6 protein-coding genes are annotated in these 18,453 nt (G+C 74.0%); 4 read left to right on the forward strand and 2 right to left on the reverse strand.

All coding sequences use genetic code 11. From position 1 onward, the window contains the following. The first annotated feature begins 11 nt into the window (after window positions 1-11). On the forward strand, window positions 12-1,088 hold the full coding sequence (locus IPJ59_RS17660; RefSeq protein WP_293272595.1) for a hypothetical protein: 1,077 nt from the start codon (window positions 12-14) through the stop codon (window positions 1,086-1,088). A 139-nt stretch (window positions 1,089-1,227) separates the two neighbouring features. Beyond that, window positions 1,228-2,436, forward strand: coding sequence for a sulfotransferase family protein (locus tag IPJ59_RS17665; protein WP_293272596.1), 1,209 nt, complete (start codon window positions 1,228-1,230; stop codon window positions 2,434-2,436). 6 nt (window positions 2,437-2,442) lie between these two features. Here the strand turns inward: IPJ59_RS17665 and IPJ59_RS17670 are convergent, their stop codons facing one another. Both IPJ59_RS17670 and IPJ59_RS17675 read right to left on the reverse strand, forming a co-directional pair. Beyond that, entirely contained in the window at window positions 2,443-6,552 is a 4,110-nt protein-coding gene (locus tag IPJ59_RS17670) for a thioester reductase domain-containing protein (protein WP_293272597.1), read from the reverse strand. Then, window positions 6,549-15,668 carry a type I polyketide synthase gene (locus IPJ59_RS17675; RefSeq protein WP_293272598.1) on the reverse strand — a complete coding sequence of 3,040 codons (9,120 nt, stop codon included), beginning with the start codon at window positions 15,666-15,668 and terminating at the stop codon, window positions 6,549-6,551. Before IPJ59_RS17675 ends, IPJ59_RS17670 begins: the two co-directional genes overlap by 4 nt. Window positions 15,669-15,828: 160 nt before the next feature. Here IPJ59_RS17675 and IPJ59_RS17680 point away from each other — a divergent pair, with 160 nt between their 5' ends. Both IPJ59_RS17680 and IPJ59_RS17685 read left to right on the forward strand, forming a co-directional pair. Next, complete coding sequence (locus tag IPJ59_RS17680; protein ID WP_293257114.1) at window positions 15,829-17,040, forward strand: phytanoyl-CoA dioxygenase family protein; 1,212 nt, start codon at window positions 15,829-15,831, stop codon at window positions 17,038-17,040. Beyond that, complete coding sequence (locus IPJ59_RS17685) at window positions 17,037-18,452, forward strand: MFS transporter (RefSeq protein WP_293257111.1); 1,416 nt, start codon at window positions 17,037-17,039, stop codon at window positions 18,450-18,452. Before IPJ59_RS17680 ends, IPJ59_RS17685 begins: the two co-directional genes overlap by 4 nt. The last annotated feature ends 1 nt before the right edge of the window (window position 18,453 follow it).

Consider the following 18,453-nt stretch of genomic DNA (forward strand, 5'->3'; position numbering starts at 1 on the left):
CCATGCTCCGCGTGCCTCGTAGGCCCCACGTGCTCCGCATGTCGCGGCAGGCGCTGCTGCCCGTGCTCGCCCTCGCAGCGGCGCTGCTCCCCGCGCCCGCGTCCGCCTCGCAGTGCCGTGAGGTCCCCTTTGCCCAACTGATCCGCGAGGCTGACGTCATCTTCACCGGCCGCGCCCTCACCTGGGACGCCGCGCTCGCCACGACCTTCGCGGTCGAGCGCGTCTACAAGGGCAGCGTCGCGGCCCACGTCATCGTCGAATCTGGCGCCGTCAAGTACGCTGCCCTCGCCCCGCCCGACCGATACCTCGTGCTCGCCGTCGTGAACGCGCCGGGGACTCAGCCCGGTAATTTATATGTACACACTTGTGGCGGCTCGCGGCGCCTGCTCGCCGCCGACGCCATCCCGCACGAGCTCGGCGAAGGCACCGCGCTGCTTCCGCTGCCGGCCCCGCCTGTGGCCTCGCCGCCTGCCGACCCCGAACCGCCGCCGCCCGCCACTGCCTCGCCGCCGCCCGCCACTGCCTCGCCGCCGCCCGCCACTGCCTCGCCGCCGCCCGCCACTGCCTCGCCGCCGCCGCCCCCCGAGCGCCTGGTGGACCCACCCGGCCTCACGAAGGACAGCTATTACCTGCTGGTCGCCCCCGGCCTGCTCGCCTTCGATATTCGCTACCCCGCCTTTCGCCTCTACACCTGGGGCATCTCCGGCGGCCGCCTGTTCACCGGCGCCGGCCACTTCGCTGCGGCCGCCGGCGCCTTCTTCGAGCACAACCTGTGGATCAACCGCGTCGACCCCGAGCGAGGCGACCGCGCGAAGTCCCTCAGCTACGTTCGCTTCGGGCCCGAGATGCGCATCGGCGGCAGCAGCCCGCGCATCTTCGGCTACGCCCTCCTGCGCCTCGGTCTCGACATGCTGGGATATCAAGGCGTCAGCGACTTCTCACTGCTCGCGACCGGCGGCCTTGGCATCCAGGGCGCCCTGCTCAACAATCGCCGCCTCCTGCTCGGCACCGAGCCCATGGTCGATTACAGCTACCCGCTCGACTACGCATTCTTCCGCGTCCGCGTCTTCATCGGCGCCCGCTTCTGAAGCGCGGCGTCCTCTCACGGATCGACCGGGCCTGGCGAGCGGCGGCGCGCCGTAATCGGGCCACTTGCGCGCGGGCGAGGCGGGGCGAATCGTCGGGGCCTGAAGTCGCGGCGATTCGTGGTAGTGTGGCGGCGCTCGCATGACGGTGCCCACGCCCAGGTTTCCCTGGTGGCTGCGATCGATCGACGCGATCGGTGACGCTGGCCGCCGTTGCGGGCTCATGCGCGGCATGCTCGACGCCCCGGCGATGCTGGCGGCCGCGGCCGCGGCCGAGGGCCACGAGCAATTCGGCGAGGGCACCCGGGCGATGCTCGAGGTCCTGGTCGGGTCGCTCAAGCAGGACGCCCGCCTGGCCTTTCACGGGCGGGTGCACCTTCATGCGATGTTGATGACCTCGCTGCGGGTGCGGCTGCGCCTCGAGGCCGCGCGCCAGCGAGATCCGTCGATCGACCGCCCGCCGACGCGGCCGCCGCTGATCGTGTGCGGCCTGCCGCGCTCGGGGACCACCCTGCTGCACCGCCTGCTCGCGCTCGCCGACGACGCGCGGCCGCTGCTGCTGTGGGAGCTGATGGAGCCGATCGCGGGCCCTGGCCCGGATCTCCGGCGCGAGCAGGCCGACCAGAAGCTCCACCGATTGCAGGCGTTCTTGCCGGTCTCGCTCGACGCCCAGCACTATATTCGCGGCGACCTGCCGGACGAGGACGGCCACCTGTTCAAGCCGAGCCTGGTCTCGTCGCTGCAATATCAGGCGCCGGCGCTGTCGTGGCTCGACCGGATGCTGCGCGACGACCTCGAGATCGGCTACCGCAACTGGCGCGCCCTGCTGGCGCTGCTCGAGGCGCCGGGGCGCCGCTTCGTGCTCAAGGACCCGTTTCATGCCCGGCGGATCGGGTTGATATCCTCGCTCGTGCCCGAGGCGATGATCGTCCGCACCCACCGCGACCCGGCGCAGGTGGTGCCGAGCTTTCACAAGTTGACGATGACGATGCACGCGGTCACCTGCACGGCGCTCGACGTGCCCGCGATCGTCGCGGCCAACACCCGCTGGATCGAGTCGATCACTGACGCCTGCCTGGCCCCGCTGGGTGGGTCGCAGGGGCGCGTGATCGACGTCGATTACCGGGCGATCGTCCGCGATCCCGTCGCCGTCGCCCGGGCGATCCACGCGCAATTCGGGCTGGCGTGGAGCGACGATCTGGAGGCGCGCATGCGCCGATTCGTCGCCGACAACGGCCAGCGCAAGCACGGCGACAATCGCTACGATCCCGATGCATTCGGCCAGCCGGCGGCGGCGCTGCGCGAGCGCTTCGCCGACTATCGCCGGACTTTCGGGCTGGACGTCGGGTGACGCGGGTCAGAGCAGCCCGCGCTGGAGCATGAAGGCCAGGCTGGCGCGGATCTGCCCGGACATCGCCGGCCACACGATGTCCGTGCCGGCGAGCGCGGCCTCGGTGTTGCTGTGGCGCAGGCGGCGGTCGTCGATGCGGGCCGGCTCGTGCGCGGGGAACATCGATAACAGCGGGGCGAGGGCGCTGCCCGGGCCAGCGGCGCGGGTGAGCAGGCGATCGCGCCAGATCGTATAGGGCAGGAGCTCGAGGTGGAGGCCGAACTCGGCGGCGATCGGCGCCACCTCTGCGAGCTCGATCGGCCGCGGGTGGGTCAGGTGATAGGTCTTTCCCAGCAGCTCGGGGCGGGCGCAGATCGTGGCGATCGCGGCGGCGACGACGTCGACCGGCGTCACCTCGATCGCGTATTCGAGGCGGGGCAGGGCGGCGATCTCGAGGCAGCCGCGCAGGAACAGGACCATGAAGTCGGACTCGGGCATCCCGCCGGTAGCGAGGTCACCGCCGATCCGTCCTGGACGGCACACCGCGACGGGGAGGCCGCGCGCGGCGGCCTGGCGCACCAGCGATTCGGCGGCCCACTTGCTGCGCTGATAGCCGAGCAGCGGGCCCTCGGGCGGGCGCAGCGGATCGTCCTCGCCGATCGGCGCGTCGTCGGTATAGACCGCGGGGTCGAGGATACCCTTGGTCGAGACGTGCACGAAGGCGGTCGGTCGCCCGGCGCAGGCCAGGCGCAGCGCCTCCTCGGTGCCGCTGATATTGGCGGCGGCCAGCTCTTGCCAGCCGCGGGCGAAGTTGACGGCGGCGCCGTTGTGCACGACGAGGTCGACGCTGTCCGCGAGCGAACGCCAGGTGTCGTCGGCGAGGCCGAGGCGCGGGCGATCGAGGTGGCCGGCGATCGCCCGCACGCGGGTGAGGTCTTGGTCCGGCAGGGCGGCGAGGGCGGTGTGGAGGCGCCGCGTCGCGTCGGCGTCGTCGCGGGCGCGGACCAGGGCGACGATCTCGGCGTGGCCGTGATGCTGCAGGGCCCGCAGCAGCCAGGGGCCGAGGAAGCCGGTCGCGCCGGTCAACAGCAGCCGCTGCGGCGTCCGCGGTGTGGACAATGTCGGGGTGATCGCGGGGTCGAGGCGGATCGCTGCCAGTCGGGTGGCGTCGGCGTCGTCGACCTCGTAGCCGAGGCGGGCCGCGAGCGCGGCTGTCTCGGCGGACAGGTCGCCTGGCGCTTGGTCGTCGCGCCAGCGGTCGGCGAGCGCCGCGTCGACGCCCTTGCGGGCGTAGAAGCCGGGATCACCGATCACGCCGCGCTCCTCGCCCGGGAAGCGACGGGCGTGCGGGTCGGTCATCGGCGGGCTGTACTCGAGCTCGAGGAAGCGGCAGATCCGGGCCAGGACGGTGGGCGGATCGCGGACCAGATCCTCGTAGCGGACCTGCAGCGCGCGTCCGGGCGGGAGGGTAGCGAGGAATCCAAGCAGGTTGCGATTGCCGATTGTCCACACTTGCGAGGCGGCGCGCGGGCCGTCGGCCTCGTTGAGTCCGAGCAGGCGACCCATGCGGCGCTGCACGAAGGACCGCGTCGACGGGACCGGGTGACGGACGAGGTGAATGTAGTGAGCCTGCGGGAACAGGCGCGCGGCGCGGGTGAGGATCTGCGGGTCGAGGGCGTAGCTCGGGGACTTGTCGAGCAAGCGGCGCGGCGCGGCGGCGGCCCGCAATGCATCGTAGGCGCGGGCGATCGGCAGGCGCTCTGCGGCCCAGCTGGCCACGGTGCTGGCGACCTCGGGCTCGGACCAGCCGAGGCCGCCGAGCGCCTGGTGGAGCCCGAGCTGCAGCAGATCCGGGGCGAGGGCGTCGCGCCAGTCGGCGAGGTCGGCGAAGGCGAGCAGGTGCAGCTCCGGCGGGGCGAACAGGGCCGGGTGTCCGCCGAGCATCGCCCGCAGCAGCGTCGAGCCGGTGCGCGGCGTCGACAGCAGGAAGATCGGCGGCGGTAAGGACGGGTCCGGGGTCGGCTCGTCGGCGACGGGGGCAGGACGTCCGCGACGCAGGCTCGCCGGTAATGCGTGCTCGAGCTCGGTGAGCGACGAATCGCGGGTCGCGTCGGGGCCGTCCATCAGCGCGGAGAGGTGGGCGGCGAGCGCCTGGACCGTCGGCTGGGCGAACAGTTCGCCGGGGAACACGGTGAGGCCCCACGCCTCACGCACGCGGGCGAGCAGATCGACCGCGAGCAGCGAGTCGAGGGCGAGCGAGCCGAGGCGGTCGTCGGGTGCGACCTCGCGGCCGAGCGCGCGGGTCAGCGAGCGCGCGAGGGCCCGTGCGATCGCTGCCTGCCGGGGCTCGCGGGGGGCGGCGCGCAGCAGCTCGAGCTCGGGGAAGCCGGTGTCGTGGTGCGGCACCGGGGCGGCGATGAGGTCGGTCCAGTGGCGCTGACGGGCGAGGGGTCGCGGTGGCAGGGCGACCATCGCGGCGCAGGCGATCGCGGGCGCGAGCGGGGCGGAGGCGATCGCAGGGGAGGCGATCGCGGGCGCGAGCGGGGTGTCGGCCGTGAGGCGATCGAGCTCGACGAGCAAGGTGTCGCGGTCGTCCGCCGCGAGGCTGGTGGCGATCGCGGCGAGCGTGCGTCCGCGGGTCAGGGTTGCGAGCACGCCCGCGTGCGACAGCTCGGGATGGGCCCGCAAGTGCAGCGCGAGCTCGCCGGCGTGGGCGCGCAGCAGCGGCTCGCAGCGGGCGGAGAGCGGGACCCGCGTCGGGGTTCGCAGCGGCGACTCTGGCGACTCTTGCGAGGTCGGAGGGGCGGCGAGGATGACGTGCACGTTGGTGCCGTTGAAGCCGAACGCGCTCACGCCGGCGACGCGATCGTCGTCGTCCCACGGGGTCAGGCGATCGGCGAGCCGGGTGACCGACCACGGGAGGCGAGGGGAGGGGCCCGCGTCGAGCAGCGCCGGGGGGACCTGACGGCGGGCGATCGCCTCGCACGCGAGCAGCAGGCTGGTGGCTCCCGCGGCGCCCTCGGCGTGGCCGAAGTTCGGCTTGCACAGGCCGAGCCACAGCGGCGTGCGGCGGTCGGCGAACACCCGCTCGAGCGCGGTGAGCTCGGCGAGATCGCCGAGCACCGTGCCGGCGCCGAAGGCCGCGATCATGCCGACCGCCGCCGGTGCGACAGACGCGTCGCGCAGCGCGGCGCGGATCACCGCCTCCTGCGCCGCGGGGTTCGGCGCGACGATGCCGTTGCCGGCGCCGTTCTGGCGCGCCGCACAGCCGCGGATCACGGCGACGATCGGGCGGCCCGCGGCGCGGGCCCGGGCGAGGTCCTCGAGCACGAAGACCACGCAGCCCTCGGCCCGCAGGTAGCCGTCGGCGCTGGCGTCCATGGCCCGGCAGCGGCCGGACGGCGACAGCACGCCCATGCGGGCGAACGCCAGCGACGGGTTCACCGACAGCACGAGGTTGACGCCGCCGACGATCGCCCGCTCGCACTCGCCGCTGCGGATCGCCTGGACCCCGAGCTGGACCGCCAGCAGCGAGCTGGCGCAGGCCGAGTCGAGCGCGAAGGCCGGGCCGGTGAGGCCGAAGCTGTAGGCGATCCGGCCCGCGGCCATCGAGTAGCAGTTGCCGGTGCCGAGGCTCGCGTCGACCCGCGGGTCGCCGGGTTCGCGGAGCAGGCGCAGCGCGTAGTCGTTGTTGCAGAGCCCGACGTACACGCCCGTGCGGCTGCCGCGGAGCTCCTCATCACGCAGCCCGGCGCGCTCGGTCGCCGCCAGGCAGGTCTCGAGCAGGAGGCGATGCTGCGGGTCCATCGTCGCCGCCTCGCGCGGGCTCACGCCGAAGCGCTCGGCGTCGAAGCGGTCGATGCCGGCGAGCCACGCCCCGTGGGCCGCCCCGAGGCCGGCGGCGGCGATGCCGGCGAGCTCCTCGCGCCTGTCCTCGGGGACAGGTCCAGTGAGATCGCTACGCTGGGTCAGGGCCGACCACAGCGCGTCGGGCGAGTCGATGTCGCCGGGCAGGCGCAGGCCGACGCCGACGATCGCCACCGGCGCGGCGCGGCCCTGCTCGAGCGCGACGATGCGCTCGCGGGCGCGGGCCAGGGCATGCGCGGCGCGCTGGAGATCGGAGCCCGGGTCGCTCATGCCATCACGGCCTCCAGCGCCGCGAGCTCGCGCTGCAGGGCGAGCGTCGCCGCGTCGGGGGCCGGCGTCGCGGCGGGCGTGTCGACCTCCGCGAGTCCGAGCTGGCGGAGCACGGCGCTCGCCAGGGCGGTGAGGGTCGGGTGCTCGAGCAGCACGGTCGGCGCGAGCGTCACGCCGAGCGCGCTGGCCACGGTGTTCTGCAGGTCGACGGCCATCAGCGAGTCGAGCCCGAGCTCGCTGAGTGGTCGGCGCGGGTCGACGGTGGCGGGGCGCGTGCCGAGCACCTGGGCGGCGAGCTCACGCAGCGCCCCGACCAGCCGCTCGCTGCGCTGGGCCGGTGCCGTGGCGAGCAGCGAGTCGCGCAGGCCGCTCGCGGGTGCGGCTGCCGGCGCTGGTTGGGCGACGATCCCCGCGAGCAAGGGTGGCACCGGACCGGCGGCGAAGCGGCTCGCCAGGCGGGCCCGATCGAGCGGCAGGACTGCGACCTGGGCCGCCGACGATCGCAGCGCGAGGCCCAGGTGTTGCAGCGCTCGCGCGGGCTCGAGCGGGCGGATCCCCTGCGCCAGCAACCGTCGCTGCAGGGCCGGATCGAGGCGCCCGGCCATGCCGTCGCCGGCCCAGGGTCCCCAGTCGATAGCGAGCCCCACGCGGCCCGCCGATCTCCGTCCGCGCGCCAGGGCGTCGAGCATCGCGTTGGCAGCCGCGTAGTTGGCCTGGCCCGCGCCGCCGAGCACACCGCTCGCCGAGGCGAACAGCACGAAGAGGTGCAGCGGATCTCCACATGTCTCTTCAGACAGCTCCCACGCCGCGCCGGCCTTGGGCGCGATCACCCGGGCGAACGCGGCGGCGTCGAGGCTGGTCAGCGCGGCGTCGGCCACCACGCCCGCCGCGTGCACCACTCCGCGCAGCCGCGGCATGACCGGACGCAGCTCGGCGAGCAGCGCCCGCGCTCCTCCGGGCTCGGCGAGGTCGACCGTCGCGCAGTGCACCGTGGCCCCGCCGGCGCGCAGCTCGGCGAGCAGCGCGGGGTCCGGACTGCGCCGGCCCGCGAGCGCGAGGTGACGTGCGCCGCGGGCCAGCAGCCAGCGCGCGACGTGGGCCCCGAGTCCGCCGGTCGCGCCGGTGACGAGGTAGCCGCCCTCGGGATCGATCGGCAGGTCGCGTGGGACCTGCAGCACGAGCTTGCCGATGTGCCGCGCCGCCGCCATGTCGCGGACCGCCGTGGGGGCGCGCGTCAGCGGCACGACACGATGCGGCAGCGGACGCAGCTCGCCGCGCTCGAAGCCCGCGGCGATCTCGCGGAGGATCGCCCCGATCTGCGCCGGGTCGACGGTAGCGAGGTCGAAGGCGACGTAGCTCGCCCGCGGGTTCACGGCGGCGACGCGCGCGTCGTCCCAGATTTCCGCTTTCCCCATCTCGAGGAAGCGGCCGCCGCCCCGCAGCAAGCGCACGCTCTCGGCGAGGATCTCCCCGGTCAGGCTGTTGAGCACGAGGTCGACGCCCTCGCCCCGCGTCGCCGCGCGGATCGCCGGCGCGAACGAGGTGTCGCGCGAGGAGAGCGGCTCAGCGATCCCCATCTCGATCAGCGTCGGCCACTTCGCCGCGCTCGCCGTGGCGAACAGCTCGGCACCTGCCCTTTGGGCCAGCTGCACCGCGGCCATCCCGACGCCGCCGGCGGCCGCGTGGATCAGCACGCGCTCGCCGGCCTGCAGCCGTCCGAGCACGTGTAGGCCGTACCACGCGGTGGCGAAGGCCACGAGCACGGTCGCGGCCTCCTCGCTGGTGAGTCCCGCCGGTACGCGCACGGCCAGGCGCGCGTCGGTGTAGGCCAGGTCGGCGAAGCTCGCGGGCGCCAGGGCCATCACCCGGTCGCCGGGCGCGAGCTCCGTGACGCCCGCCCCGACCGCGATGACGCGCCCGCAGCACTCGCCGCCGAGCGGGCCGACCGCGCCGGGGTAGCGGCCGAGCGCGCCGAGGACGTCGCGGAAGTTGAGGCCCGCGAACTCGACCGCGATCGCCACCTCGCCGGGCCCTGGTTCACGCGCGGCGATCGGCTCGAGGCGCAGCCCGCCCGCCGTCCGGTCGACGATCAGGCGCGCGCCACCGTCGGGTCGCTCGAGCTCGTCGCCTGGCGCCGGTGCGAGGCGCAGGCCGTGGCGCTGACCGTCGCGCCAGACGAGCTGCGACTCGCGATCGTCGCCGAGCTCGCGCGCCAGCGCGGCGCCAGCGGCGGAGGGGTCGTCTCGCGGATCGAGGTCCACGAGCCGGATCGACGTCGCAGGCAGCTCCAGCGCCGCGCTGCGAGCCAGGCCCCACAGGCCCGCCTGGGCGATGCTGCTGGCCGTCGTGCGCTCCCCGTCCATGACGAAGCCGCCGCGCGTGACCACCAGCACCCGCGGCGTGTTTGTCACGGCGGCGGCGCGGATGACCGCGAGCGTCGCCTCGATCGGCGCGTCCACGAGGCCGAGCAGCGAGACCAGGGCCGTGAAGCGCCCCGTCCGCAGCTTCGCCGCCAGCGTCTCGAGGTCCCCGACGTCGATGATCTCTGTCCCTTCGGACAGCTGCTCCGCGAGCCTCGCCGCGACCGGGTCGGCGCCGACGATCAGCGCCCGCGTCGGCGCAGCCGCGGGCGCCTCGACCGGCGTCGCCGCGAGCACCCACACCTCGTCCACCAGCGGCGCGGCGCTCACCGCCGGCCCGACGCGCTGCAGCGCCAGCCCCTGCACGCGCGCCACCTCGAGCCCGCGCTCGTCGGCGACGACGAGGTCGACGCGGCGCAGCGGGCCCTCGCCGGGCCGCAGCGTCGCGTGCACCCACGCGCGGTCGGGCAGGGCCGCGAAGCTCACCGCCTCGGCCCCGACCGGCAGGTGCAGCGCGCCCGCATCGGCGAGCAGCAGCGCAGCGGCCTGCAGGGCCGCGTCGAGCAGCGCGATGTCGCGGACGAACGCCGGGTCACCGGCCAGCTCCGCGGGCGCGCGCAGCTCGGCCAGCACCTCCGCCTCGCCGCGGGCCGCCGCGTGCAGCCCGCGAAAGCGCGGCCCGTAGGGCAGGCCGACGGCCGCAAGCGCGGCGTGGATCACCTCCGCCGACCACGGCTGCGGGCAACGGGCGGCGATCGCCGCGAGGTCGAGCTGCTCCGGGGTCGCCGTCGCTGACCTCGCGGTGGCGGCGAAGTGCCGGCGCCAGCCGTCGCGGGCGCGCACGTGCACGCTCACCCGATCGTCGGCGATCGTCGCTTGCATGCGGTGCGACTCGCCCTCGTTCACCGCGAGCGGCGCCTCGACGACCACCTCGCCGAGCGCCGCGCCGAGACCCTCGTGCAGCGCCGCGAGCCGGGCCAGCGCGACGAAGCCGGTGAACGGCACGATCGCCCGCTCGCCGACCCGGTGCTCGCGCAGCCAGGTCAGCGCCTGCTCGCCGATCTCCGACTCGAACACCGCCCGGCCGGCGAGGTCGAGCTTCACGCCCAGCCACGGCTGCGCCGCGCCGACGCTCGTCGTCGTTTGTCGCGGCGCCGCCTCGATCCAGTGACGCGTGCGCTGCATCGGCGTGCCGGGCAGCGTCAGACGCCGCCGTCGGCCGTACAGCGTCGACCAGCGGATCGCCGCGCCGTGGGTCCACAGCCGCGCCAGCGCCGTGGCGAACACGGTGAGCTCCGGCTGGCCCGTGCGTAGCGACGCCGCGATCGGCAGCGACACGCCGGCCTGGACGCACAGCCCCGCGAGTACCGGTGCCGGTCCGACCTCGAGCAGCAGCCCGGGTCGCTGGGTCGCGATCAGGGTTGCGATCCCGTCGCCGAAGCGCACCGGGGCGCGCACGTGGAGCGCCCAGTAGCCCGCGCGCGCCACGTCGGCGCCGGCCGTGCGCCCCGTGAGGTTGGAGATCAGCGGCAGCCGCGGCCGCGTCAGCGTGACCCGCCGCGCCTCGGCCTCGAAGGCCTCGAGGATCGGCTCCATCCGCGGCGAGTGGAACGCGTGGGACACCGTCAGCCGCCGCGAGCGCAGCCCGCGGCTAGCGAGCTCACGCAGCGCCGCCTCGACCGCCTCCTCGTCGCCGGAGATCACGACCTGTCGCGGCCCGTTGACCGCCGCGATGTCGACCCGGTCGAACTGCGCCGCGATCACCGGCGTGACGCTCGCCTCGTCGGCCTCGACCGAGGCCATCGCGCCGCCGCCGGGCAGCGACTGCATCAGGCGCCCGCGCATCGCCACCAGCCGGGCAGCGTCGGCCAGCGACATCACCCCCGCGACGCACGCCGCCGTGAGCTCGCCGATCGAGTGCCCGATCACCGCGCAGGGCTCGACGCCGAGGCCGCGCCAGGTCTCGACCAGCGCCCACTCGAGCGCGAACAGGGCCGGCTGCGCGTTGCCGGTGGCGTGGATCTCCGCCCCGGTCTCGGCGAACATCAGCGGCTGGATCGGTCGCTCGAGCCAGCGGTCGAGCTCCGCCGTCACGCGGTCGAGGGCGGCGCGAAACGGCGGCAGCGCCTCGTACAGCGCGCGCGCCATCCCGGGGCTCTGCGAGCCCTGGCCCGTGAACAGGAACGCCACCCGCAGCTCGCTCGCCGCGCCGTCCTCGGGTCCGGCGATCGCCGACGCCGGCAGCTCGCCGGCAGCGAGCGCGCGCAGGTCGGCGATCAGCGCGGCCCGCTCGGCGACGATCACCGCGACCCGCTCGCGCCACGCGTTACGCCCGCAGGCCAGCGTCGCACAGACGTCCGCGAGCGCCTCATCCGGGTGCGCCTCGACGTGCTCCGCCAGTCGTCCGGCCAGCGTCCGCAGCCCCTCGCGCGTCGGCGCGGAGAGGGGCAGCACGAGCAACGCCGGCGCCGCGCTGTCGGTCGCGAGGAACTCCTCGGCGCCCTCGAGCACCGCGTGGGCGTTGGTCCCCCCGAAGCCGAACGAGTTGATCCCGACCCGCAGCGCCGCGTCGCGATCCCAGCGCGTCAGCGTCGTGGGCACCGCGATCGGCAGGCCGCTCCACGCGATCTGCGGGGTCGGCGTGGTGAAGTGCAGGTTCGCGGGGATCGCCCCGCGGCGAAGGATCTCGATCGCCTTGGCCAGCCCCGCCAGCCCGCTCGCGCCCTCGCAGTGGCCGATGTTGGTCTTCACCGACCCGACCCACAGCGGCCGCTCCACGCCGCGCTCCGCCATCACCGCGGCGATCGCCCCGAGCTCGATCGGGTCGCCGAGCGGCGTGCCCGTCCCATGGGCCTCGAGATAGCCGATGTCACACGCCTCCAGCCCTGCGTCCGCCAGCGCCGTGCGGATCACGTCCTCCTGCGCCGGCCCGTGCGGCGCCGTCAGGCCGTTGCTGCGCCCGTCCTGGTTGACCGCCGTCCCGCGGATCACCGCCAGCACGCGGTCGCCGTCGCGGCGCGCGTCCGCCAGGCGCTTGAGCACCACCACGCCGCAGCCCTCGCTGCGCACGTAGCCGTCGGCCGACGCGTCGAAGGTCTTGCAGCGCCCGACCGGCGACATCGCCCGCAGCGCCGAGAAGCAGATCGTGCTCAGCGGCGACAACAGCAGGTTCACGCCGCCGACCAGCGCGAGCTCCGACTCACCCCGACGCAGGCTCTGGACCGCGAGGTGCACGGCGACCAGCGACGAGCTGCACGCGGTGTCGACCGCCATCGACGGCCCGCGCAGCCCGAAGGTGTAGGAGATGCGCCCGGCCGCGACCGAGAGCGCGTTGCCGGTCGCCGACCACGGGTCCTGCAGGCCCTCGTTGTTGCGCCGCGCGTAGTCCCACGAGCAGATGCCGACCCACACCCCCGCGCGCGTGCCGGCCAGCGTCGCCGGGGCGATGCCCGCGTGCTCGAGCGCCTCCCAGCTGACCTCTAACAGCAGGCGCTGCTGCGGATCCATGCTCCGGACCTCGCGCGGCGAGATGCCGAAGAAGGCCGCGTCGAAGTCCTCGACGCCGGTCACGAACCCGCCCCAGCGGGTGTTCATGCGCCCCGGGCTCCGCGGGTCGGGGTCGTAGTAGGCGTCGATGTCCCAGCGGTTTGCCGGCACCTCGGTGATCGCGTCGTGGCGCTCCACGAGCCGCGCCCACAGGCGATCGAGCGAGTCGATGTCACCCGGGAAGCGACAGCCGACGCCGACGATGGCGATGTCGTTGCCCCGCTCCTCGCGATCCCGCGGTGATGCTCCCGCCGCCTCGCGCTCGTCGCTGGCCGCGGGCCGATCCGCCGCGCGAAGCTCCACCGCTCGCGCTGGCGAGGCACGCCCGCCCGCGATCGCCTCCGCCGCCGCGCGGACCTCGTCGGCCGGCAGCGCGAGCAGCTCGGCGAGCCCCGGCGCCGCGCGGTGCAGGCTCGTGAAGCTGCGCTCGCCGAGCAAGCGCTGGGCGCAGACGACCGCGTCCGCGGCGCGCAGCGTCTTCCCCGGGAAGCGCTCGGCGATCACCTCGTGCACCGCCTGGACGCCGAAGAACTCGGGCCAGATGTCGAGGAGCTCGAGCAAGAAGCCCGCGCTGCCCCGCCGCCGCTCCGCGTCGCTCAGCTCGAGCGCCGCGACGAAGGCGAGGTCGGTGGCCAGGTGTTGCGCCTCCTCGCGGCGGTGCAGCGCGTGGGCGGCGAGCCACGCCGGCTGCAGCCCGGCGTCGCTGCGCGTCAGCGCCTCGTGCAGGTGCACCGTCCACGCCTCGAACAGCAGCGTCCGTAGCCACCAGCGCAGGTGACCCGCGGCGCCGCCCAGCTCGAGCCAGGCCGCGCCCCGCCGGTTCGCCCACGAGCTCGGCACCCGCGCGAACACCTCTCCGTCGTCCGGACGGAGCTCGCGCAGCCACCCGGCATAGCGACGAAACAGCAGGATGTGCTTGTGCTCCTCCTCGATCAGCAGCGTCAGGCTGCGGGACGGTCGGTGCGCTGCGTGCAGGTGCCCGCAGGCGGCGATCAGGGCCAGCTCGAGCGCCTCGAAGCCGGTGCAGATCTCGAGCGCCATCGCCCAGTCGAACAGCTCCCACGCCCCCGGTTCGGCCCGCAGCGCCGCGACGTCGACCCCGAGCGCCGCCGCCAACTCCTCGGGCACATAGATCCCCGGCGCGGCGAGTCGGTCCCACGGCATGTCCGCCTCGAGGTCGAAGCGGTAGCCCGTCGCGCGACGGTCGAGGCGCTCGAGCTCCTCGCCGTGGTCACGGTAGACGGCGGCCTCCACCGGCGCGGGCGCGACCTCGGCCTCGCCGCTCGCGAGATGGCGGGCCAGCGCGTCAAGGGTCGGGTGATTGTAGAGCGTGCTCGGGGCGATCGTCCGCCCGAAGGCCCGCTCGACGGCCTCGCTCATCTCGACCAGCCGCGCCGAGTCGACCCCGTAGGTGTCGAAGGCCCGGCCGGTGTCCACGCGCTCCGGCGCGACCCCGAGGTGCGGCGCGACCGTCTCGAGCAGCCGCTGCCGCACCCGCTCGAAGCGCTGCGGGTCGGCCCCCGGCGCCGCCTCGACCCAGCGCGCCAGGGCTGGCGCGTCGGCCTGCAGGTAGAGCTCGCGCGCCCCGAAGCGTTGCACCTTGCCGCTGGTGGTCTTCGGCAGCGCCCCCGGCGGCAGCAGCACGACGCCGGCCAGCGCCGCGGCGCCCTGCTCGAACGCCGCGCGGCGGACCGCGTCGATCACATCGTCGGTCCCCGCGAGCTGCTTCGGGTCGACCTCGATCGCCGCCGCCGCTCGCTCCTCGCCGCCGTGCTCGACGGCAAACACCGCGACCCCGCCCTGGCGGATCGCCGGGTGCGCCGCGGCGATCGCCACCTCGACGTCGGCCGGGTAGATGTTGCGACCCCGGACGATCACCACATCCTTTTGGCGACCCACGATGTACAGCTGACCGTCGCGGACGAGCCCCAGATCGCCGGTGCGCAGGAAGGGCCCCGCGCCGTCGGCGGTCCGCGCCGCGAAGGTCTCGCGCGTCGCCTCGGGCTGCCCCCAGTAGCCGTCGGCCACGCTCGGGCCGGCGATCCACAGCTCACCCACCGCGTCCGTGCGCTGCAGCCCCACCGGATCGACGATCGCCAGCTCCATCCCGGCCGTCGCTGCGCCGCAGCTCACCAGCGTCCGTCCATGGCCCTCCCGCAGCTCCCCGCGTCCCAGCGCCGCGGCGTCCAGCTCGAGCGTCCGCGGGCCCGCGCCGACGCGCCCGCCAGCGACGATGAGCGTCGACTCCGCGAGCCCGTAGGTCGGATACAGCGCGCGGGCGGAGAAGCCGTACGCCGCGAAGCGGCGCGTGAAGCCGTCGAGGGTCTCCACGCGGACCGGCTCGGCGCCGGTGAACGCGACCTCCCAGCACGAGAGGTCGACCCCGTCCAGCTCCTCGTCGCGGACCTTGCGCGTGCACAGAGCGTAGGCGAAGTCAGGCCCGCCGCTGATGCTCGCGCGGCTCGCCGAGATGGCCCGCAGCCAGCGCCCCGGCCGGCGCAGGAAGTCGAGCGGGCTCATCCACCACACCGGAAACGCGTAGATCAGCGGCTGCAAGATCCCGCCGATCAGCCCCATATCATGGTAGGGCGGCAGCCAGATCACCCCGGCCGACCCGGCGTGGCTGCCGAACGCGGCGGCGATGTTCGCCGAGTTGTGGATCAGGTTCGCGTGGGTCACCCGCACGCCCTTCGGCTCACCCGTCGAGCCGGAGGTGTACTGTAGATACGCGAGGGTGTCGGGCAGCGCCCCCGGATCGCGCCACCGCGCCGTCGATCCCGCGCAGGCCTCCGCGGCGAGCCACGGCCGCCGCGCGAGCTCGGGGGCCAGCTCGGACAAAGGTGCTGCCATTGCGCAGAGCTCGTCCGGCGCCAGCACGAACCGCGCATTCGCGTCCACGACCATTCGCGTCAGGCGCGGCAATGTTCGCTCGAGTCGGCTGGGGTCTGGCGGCAACGCCGGTACGGCGACCGCCCCCGCGAGCACGCACGCGACGAATCCCTCGGCGAATGCGACACCCGGCGGATAGAGCAATAGCACCCGTTCGCCGCGCGCACCGGCCTCCTGCAGCCCGCTGGCGAGCCGAAGGCAGCGCTGGCAGAACTCGGCGAATGTGCGCTCATCGAGGGGCCCGTCGACCTCACCTGCGGCCAGGAACCGACAGAACAACGACCCGCCGCCGACCGCCGCGCTATGCAGAATCGCGGCCACGAGATCATGATGCGCCATGCGCCGGCCGGTCTACCACAACCAGGTCCGGGCCCACAATCCGAGTTCCGACAGTACACACAATCGCGCCCCACATCGCCGCGCTGGCCCGGCGCGCAAATGTTCGCACCATCACAGGCTATTGCTGTTAGACTCCCGACCCATGGCTACAAGCGCGCAGAAGCAACCCAAGCGGATCATTCGCACCGGACCTCTGCTCTTCGGCTTCGCCCTGTCGCAGCTGCGCTTCCTGCATTCGCTGATGCCGGACCGGCTGCGCTATCAGCTGCCGCTCAGCTGGACCCCGCACATGCTGCGGACATTCCTCGGCTCCGGCCGCAAGCGGGTCTACATCGACGTTCACACCCGCCTCAATCTCCCGAGCTCGTACGTGCCGCGCGCCGAGTCGCCGCCCGAGCACCGCCTGTCGCCGGACGAGATCCGCAGCTTCTGGGAGCGGGGCTTCTCCGGCCCGCACACGCTGCTCCCGCCCGACGAGATGGGCAAGCTCGCCAGGCACATGTGGTCCCTGTGGGACAAGCCCTCGTCGACCTACCCGCCAGGCTCGTACAAATACGTTGGCAGCACCCAGGGCTCCGAGGATGCGACCGAGATGTCGAACGAGGAGTACGCGACCAAGGGCCTGAACGCGCGCGACAAGCACCTCGAGGACGGCGCCCTGCTCGACCTCTACGCCCACCCGGCGATCGTCGAGCGCATCGCCCAACTGCTCGGGCCCGACCTGCTGCTGTGGCGCTCGCAGTTCTTCCCCAAGTACCCCGGCATGGGCGGCACCGGCTGGCACCAGGCGACCTCGTACCTCAACGAGACCATGCGCGTCGCCACCCTGACGCCGCCCCACCTCGACGAGCTGTTCCAGCTCACCGTGTGGATCGCCGTCACGGACTCCACGCTCGAGAACGGCTGCCTGCGCATGATCCCCGGGACCCACCGCGAGCTCCTGCCGATGAGCGTCGAGGAGTACGACCCGGTCAAGCACGCGGCCAACAAGAGCGACCGCTTCGGCACCAAGATCCTCCGCCCCTCCGACGCGATCAACGAGGCTGACGCGGTCAACGTGGTGATGAAGGCCGGTGAGTTCATCATCTTCTCCGAGCGGGTCATGCACGGCGCCCTGCCCAACATCACCAGCAACGAGGGCCGCCTCGGCATGTCCGGTCGCTACATCGTCCCTGGCGTCCGCGTGCACAACCCCTATGTCCTCGGCGACGCCGGCCTCGCGATCTCCTACCTGCGCATCCAGCAGCTCAAGCTCGACCGCTGGCGCCCGATCGTCGTCCGCGGCAGCGACACCGCCCACGTCAACGGCGACCGCGTCCTCCGCTACAAGCCCGGCATGGTGGTCAATCCGTGACGCCGACCCGCCGGCTCAAGCTCGCATACGGCACCGGTGAGATGGCCAAGGGCGTCGAGGACGCGGCCACCAACCTCTTCGTCCTGTTCTTCTTCAGCCAGGTGCTCGGACTCCCCGGCTGGGTCGTCGGCGCCGCCATGGGCCTCGCCCTCGTCATCGACGCCGTCACCGACCCGCTCATGGGCTCGTGGTCCGACGGCTTCCACCACCGCTGGGGCCGCCGCCACCCCTTCTTGCTCGCCTCGGCGCTGCCCGTCGGCCTCAGCTTCGCCCTGCTGTTCAGCCCGCCCGCGCTCGGCCCCGTCGGACTGACGCTGTGGGCCGCTGCCTTCCTGATCGCCCACCGCCTCGCGCTCACCGTGTTCTTCGTCCCGCACATGGCCCTCGGCGCCGAGCTGTCGACGGACTACGACGAGCGCACGCGCATCGCCGGCATCCGCGTGTTCTTCACCTACCTCGGCGCCGCGATCTTCGTCGCCGTCGCCCGCGGGGTGTTCTTCAAGCCCTCGGCCGCGTTCCCCGACGGCCAGCTCGACCCCTCGGTGTACCCGAAGCTCGGCGCCGTCTTCGGCGTGTTCATGGTGGTCGTCGTGCTCGCCTCCACCTTCGGCACCTGGCGCGCGATCCCCGGCCTGCCGCGGCCCGCCGCGGGGCCCGACCCGCGCGGCAAGCTCGGCCTGCGTCGCCTGGTCGCCGAGCAGCGCGAGGCGTACCACAGCCGCGGCTTCGCCGTGCTCGTCGTCAGCCTGCTCTGCTTCTTCGTCGCCCGCGGCGTCGCTCTCTCGCTCGACCTCTATGTGGGCACTTACTTCTGGGGCCTCGGCTCCGACGCGGTCGCCTTGCCCGGCGTCGCCCTGCTCGGGATCCTCGTCGGCTCGCCGCTGTCGATGCTGCTCGCCGGTCGCCTCGACAAGCGCGACCTCTTCGTCGGCGGCATGGCGATCTACGCCCTGCTCACCATGGCCCCGCCGCTGCTCCACGTCCTCGGCCTGTTCCCCGGCGGCGCCGCGCTCAAGCCGACCCTGCTGGCGACCCTGTTCCTCTCCGGCATCGTCGGCGCCGCCGCGACCGTCGCCGCCGGCTCGCTGCTCGCCGACATCGCCGACGAGCACGAGCTCGCGACCGGGCGCCGCCAGGAGGGCCTGTTCTTCGGCGCCCTGTCGTTCGCCCGCAAGGCCTCGACCGGCGCCGGCACGATCCTCGGCGGCGTCTTCCTCAGCGCGATCGCCTTCCCGACCCAGGCCGAGCCCGGCTCGGTCGACCCGTCGCTGGTCACCGCCGTCGGCCTCTGCGCGGGTCCTGGCACCGCGATCTTCGGCGTCGCCGGCGTCTGGATCGCCCGCCGCTACCGCGCCGACCGGGCCGCCCACGCGGCCGTGCAGGCCGCCCTGGCCGCGCGCGCCCGGGCCTGAG

Origin of the sequence: Nannocystis sp. (assembly GCF_016714285.1) — a bacterium.
GTDB lineage: Bacteria > Myxococcota_A > Polyangia > Nannocystales > Nannocystaceae > Nannocystis.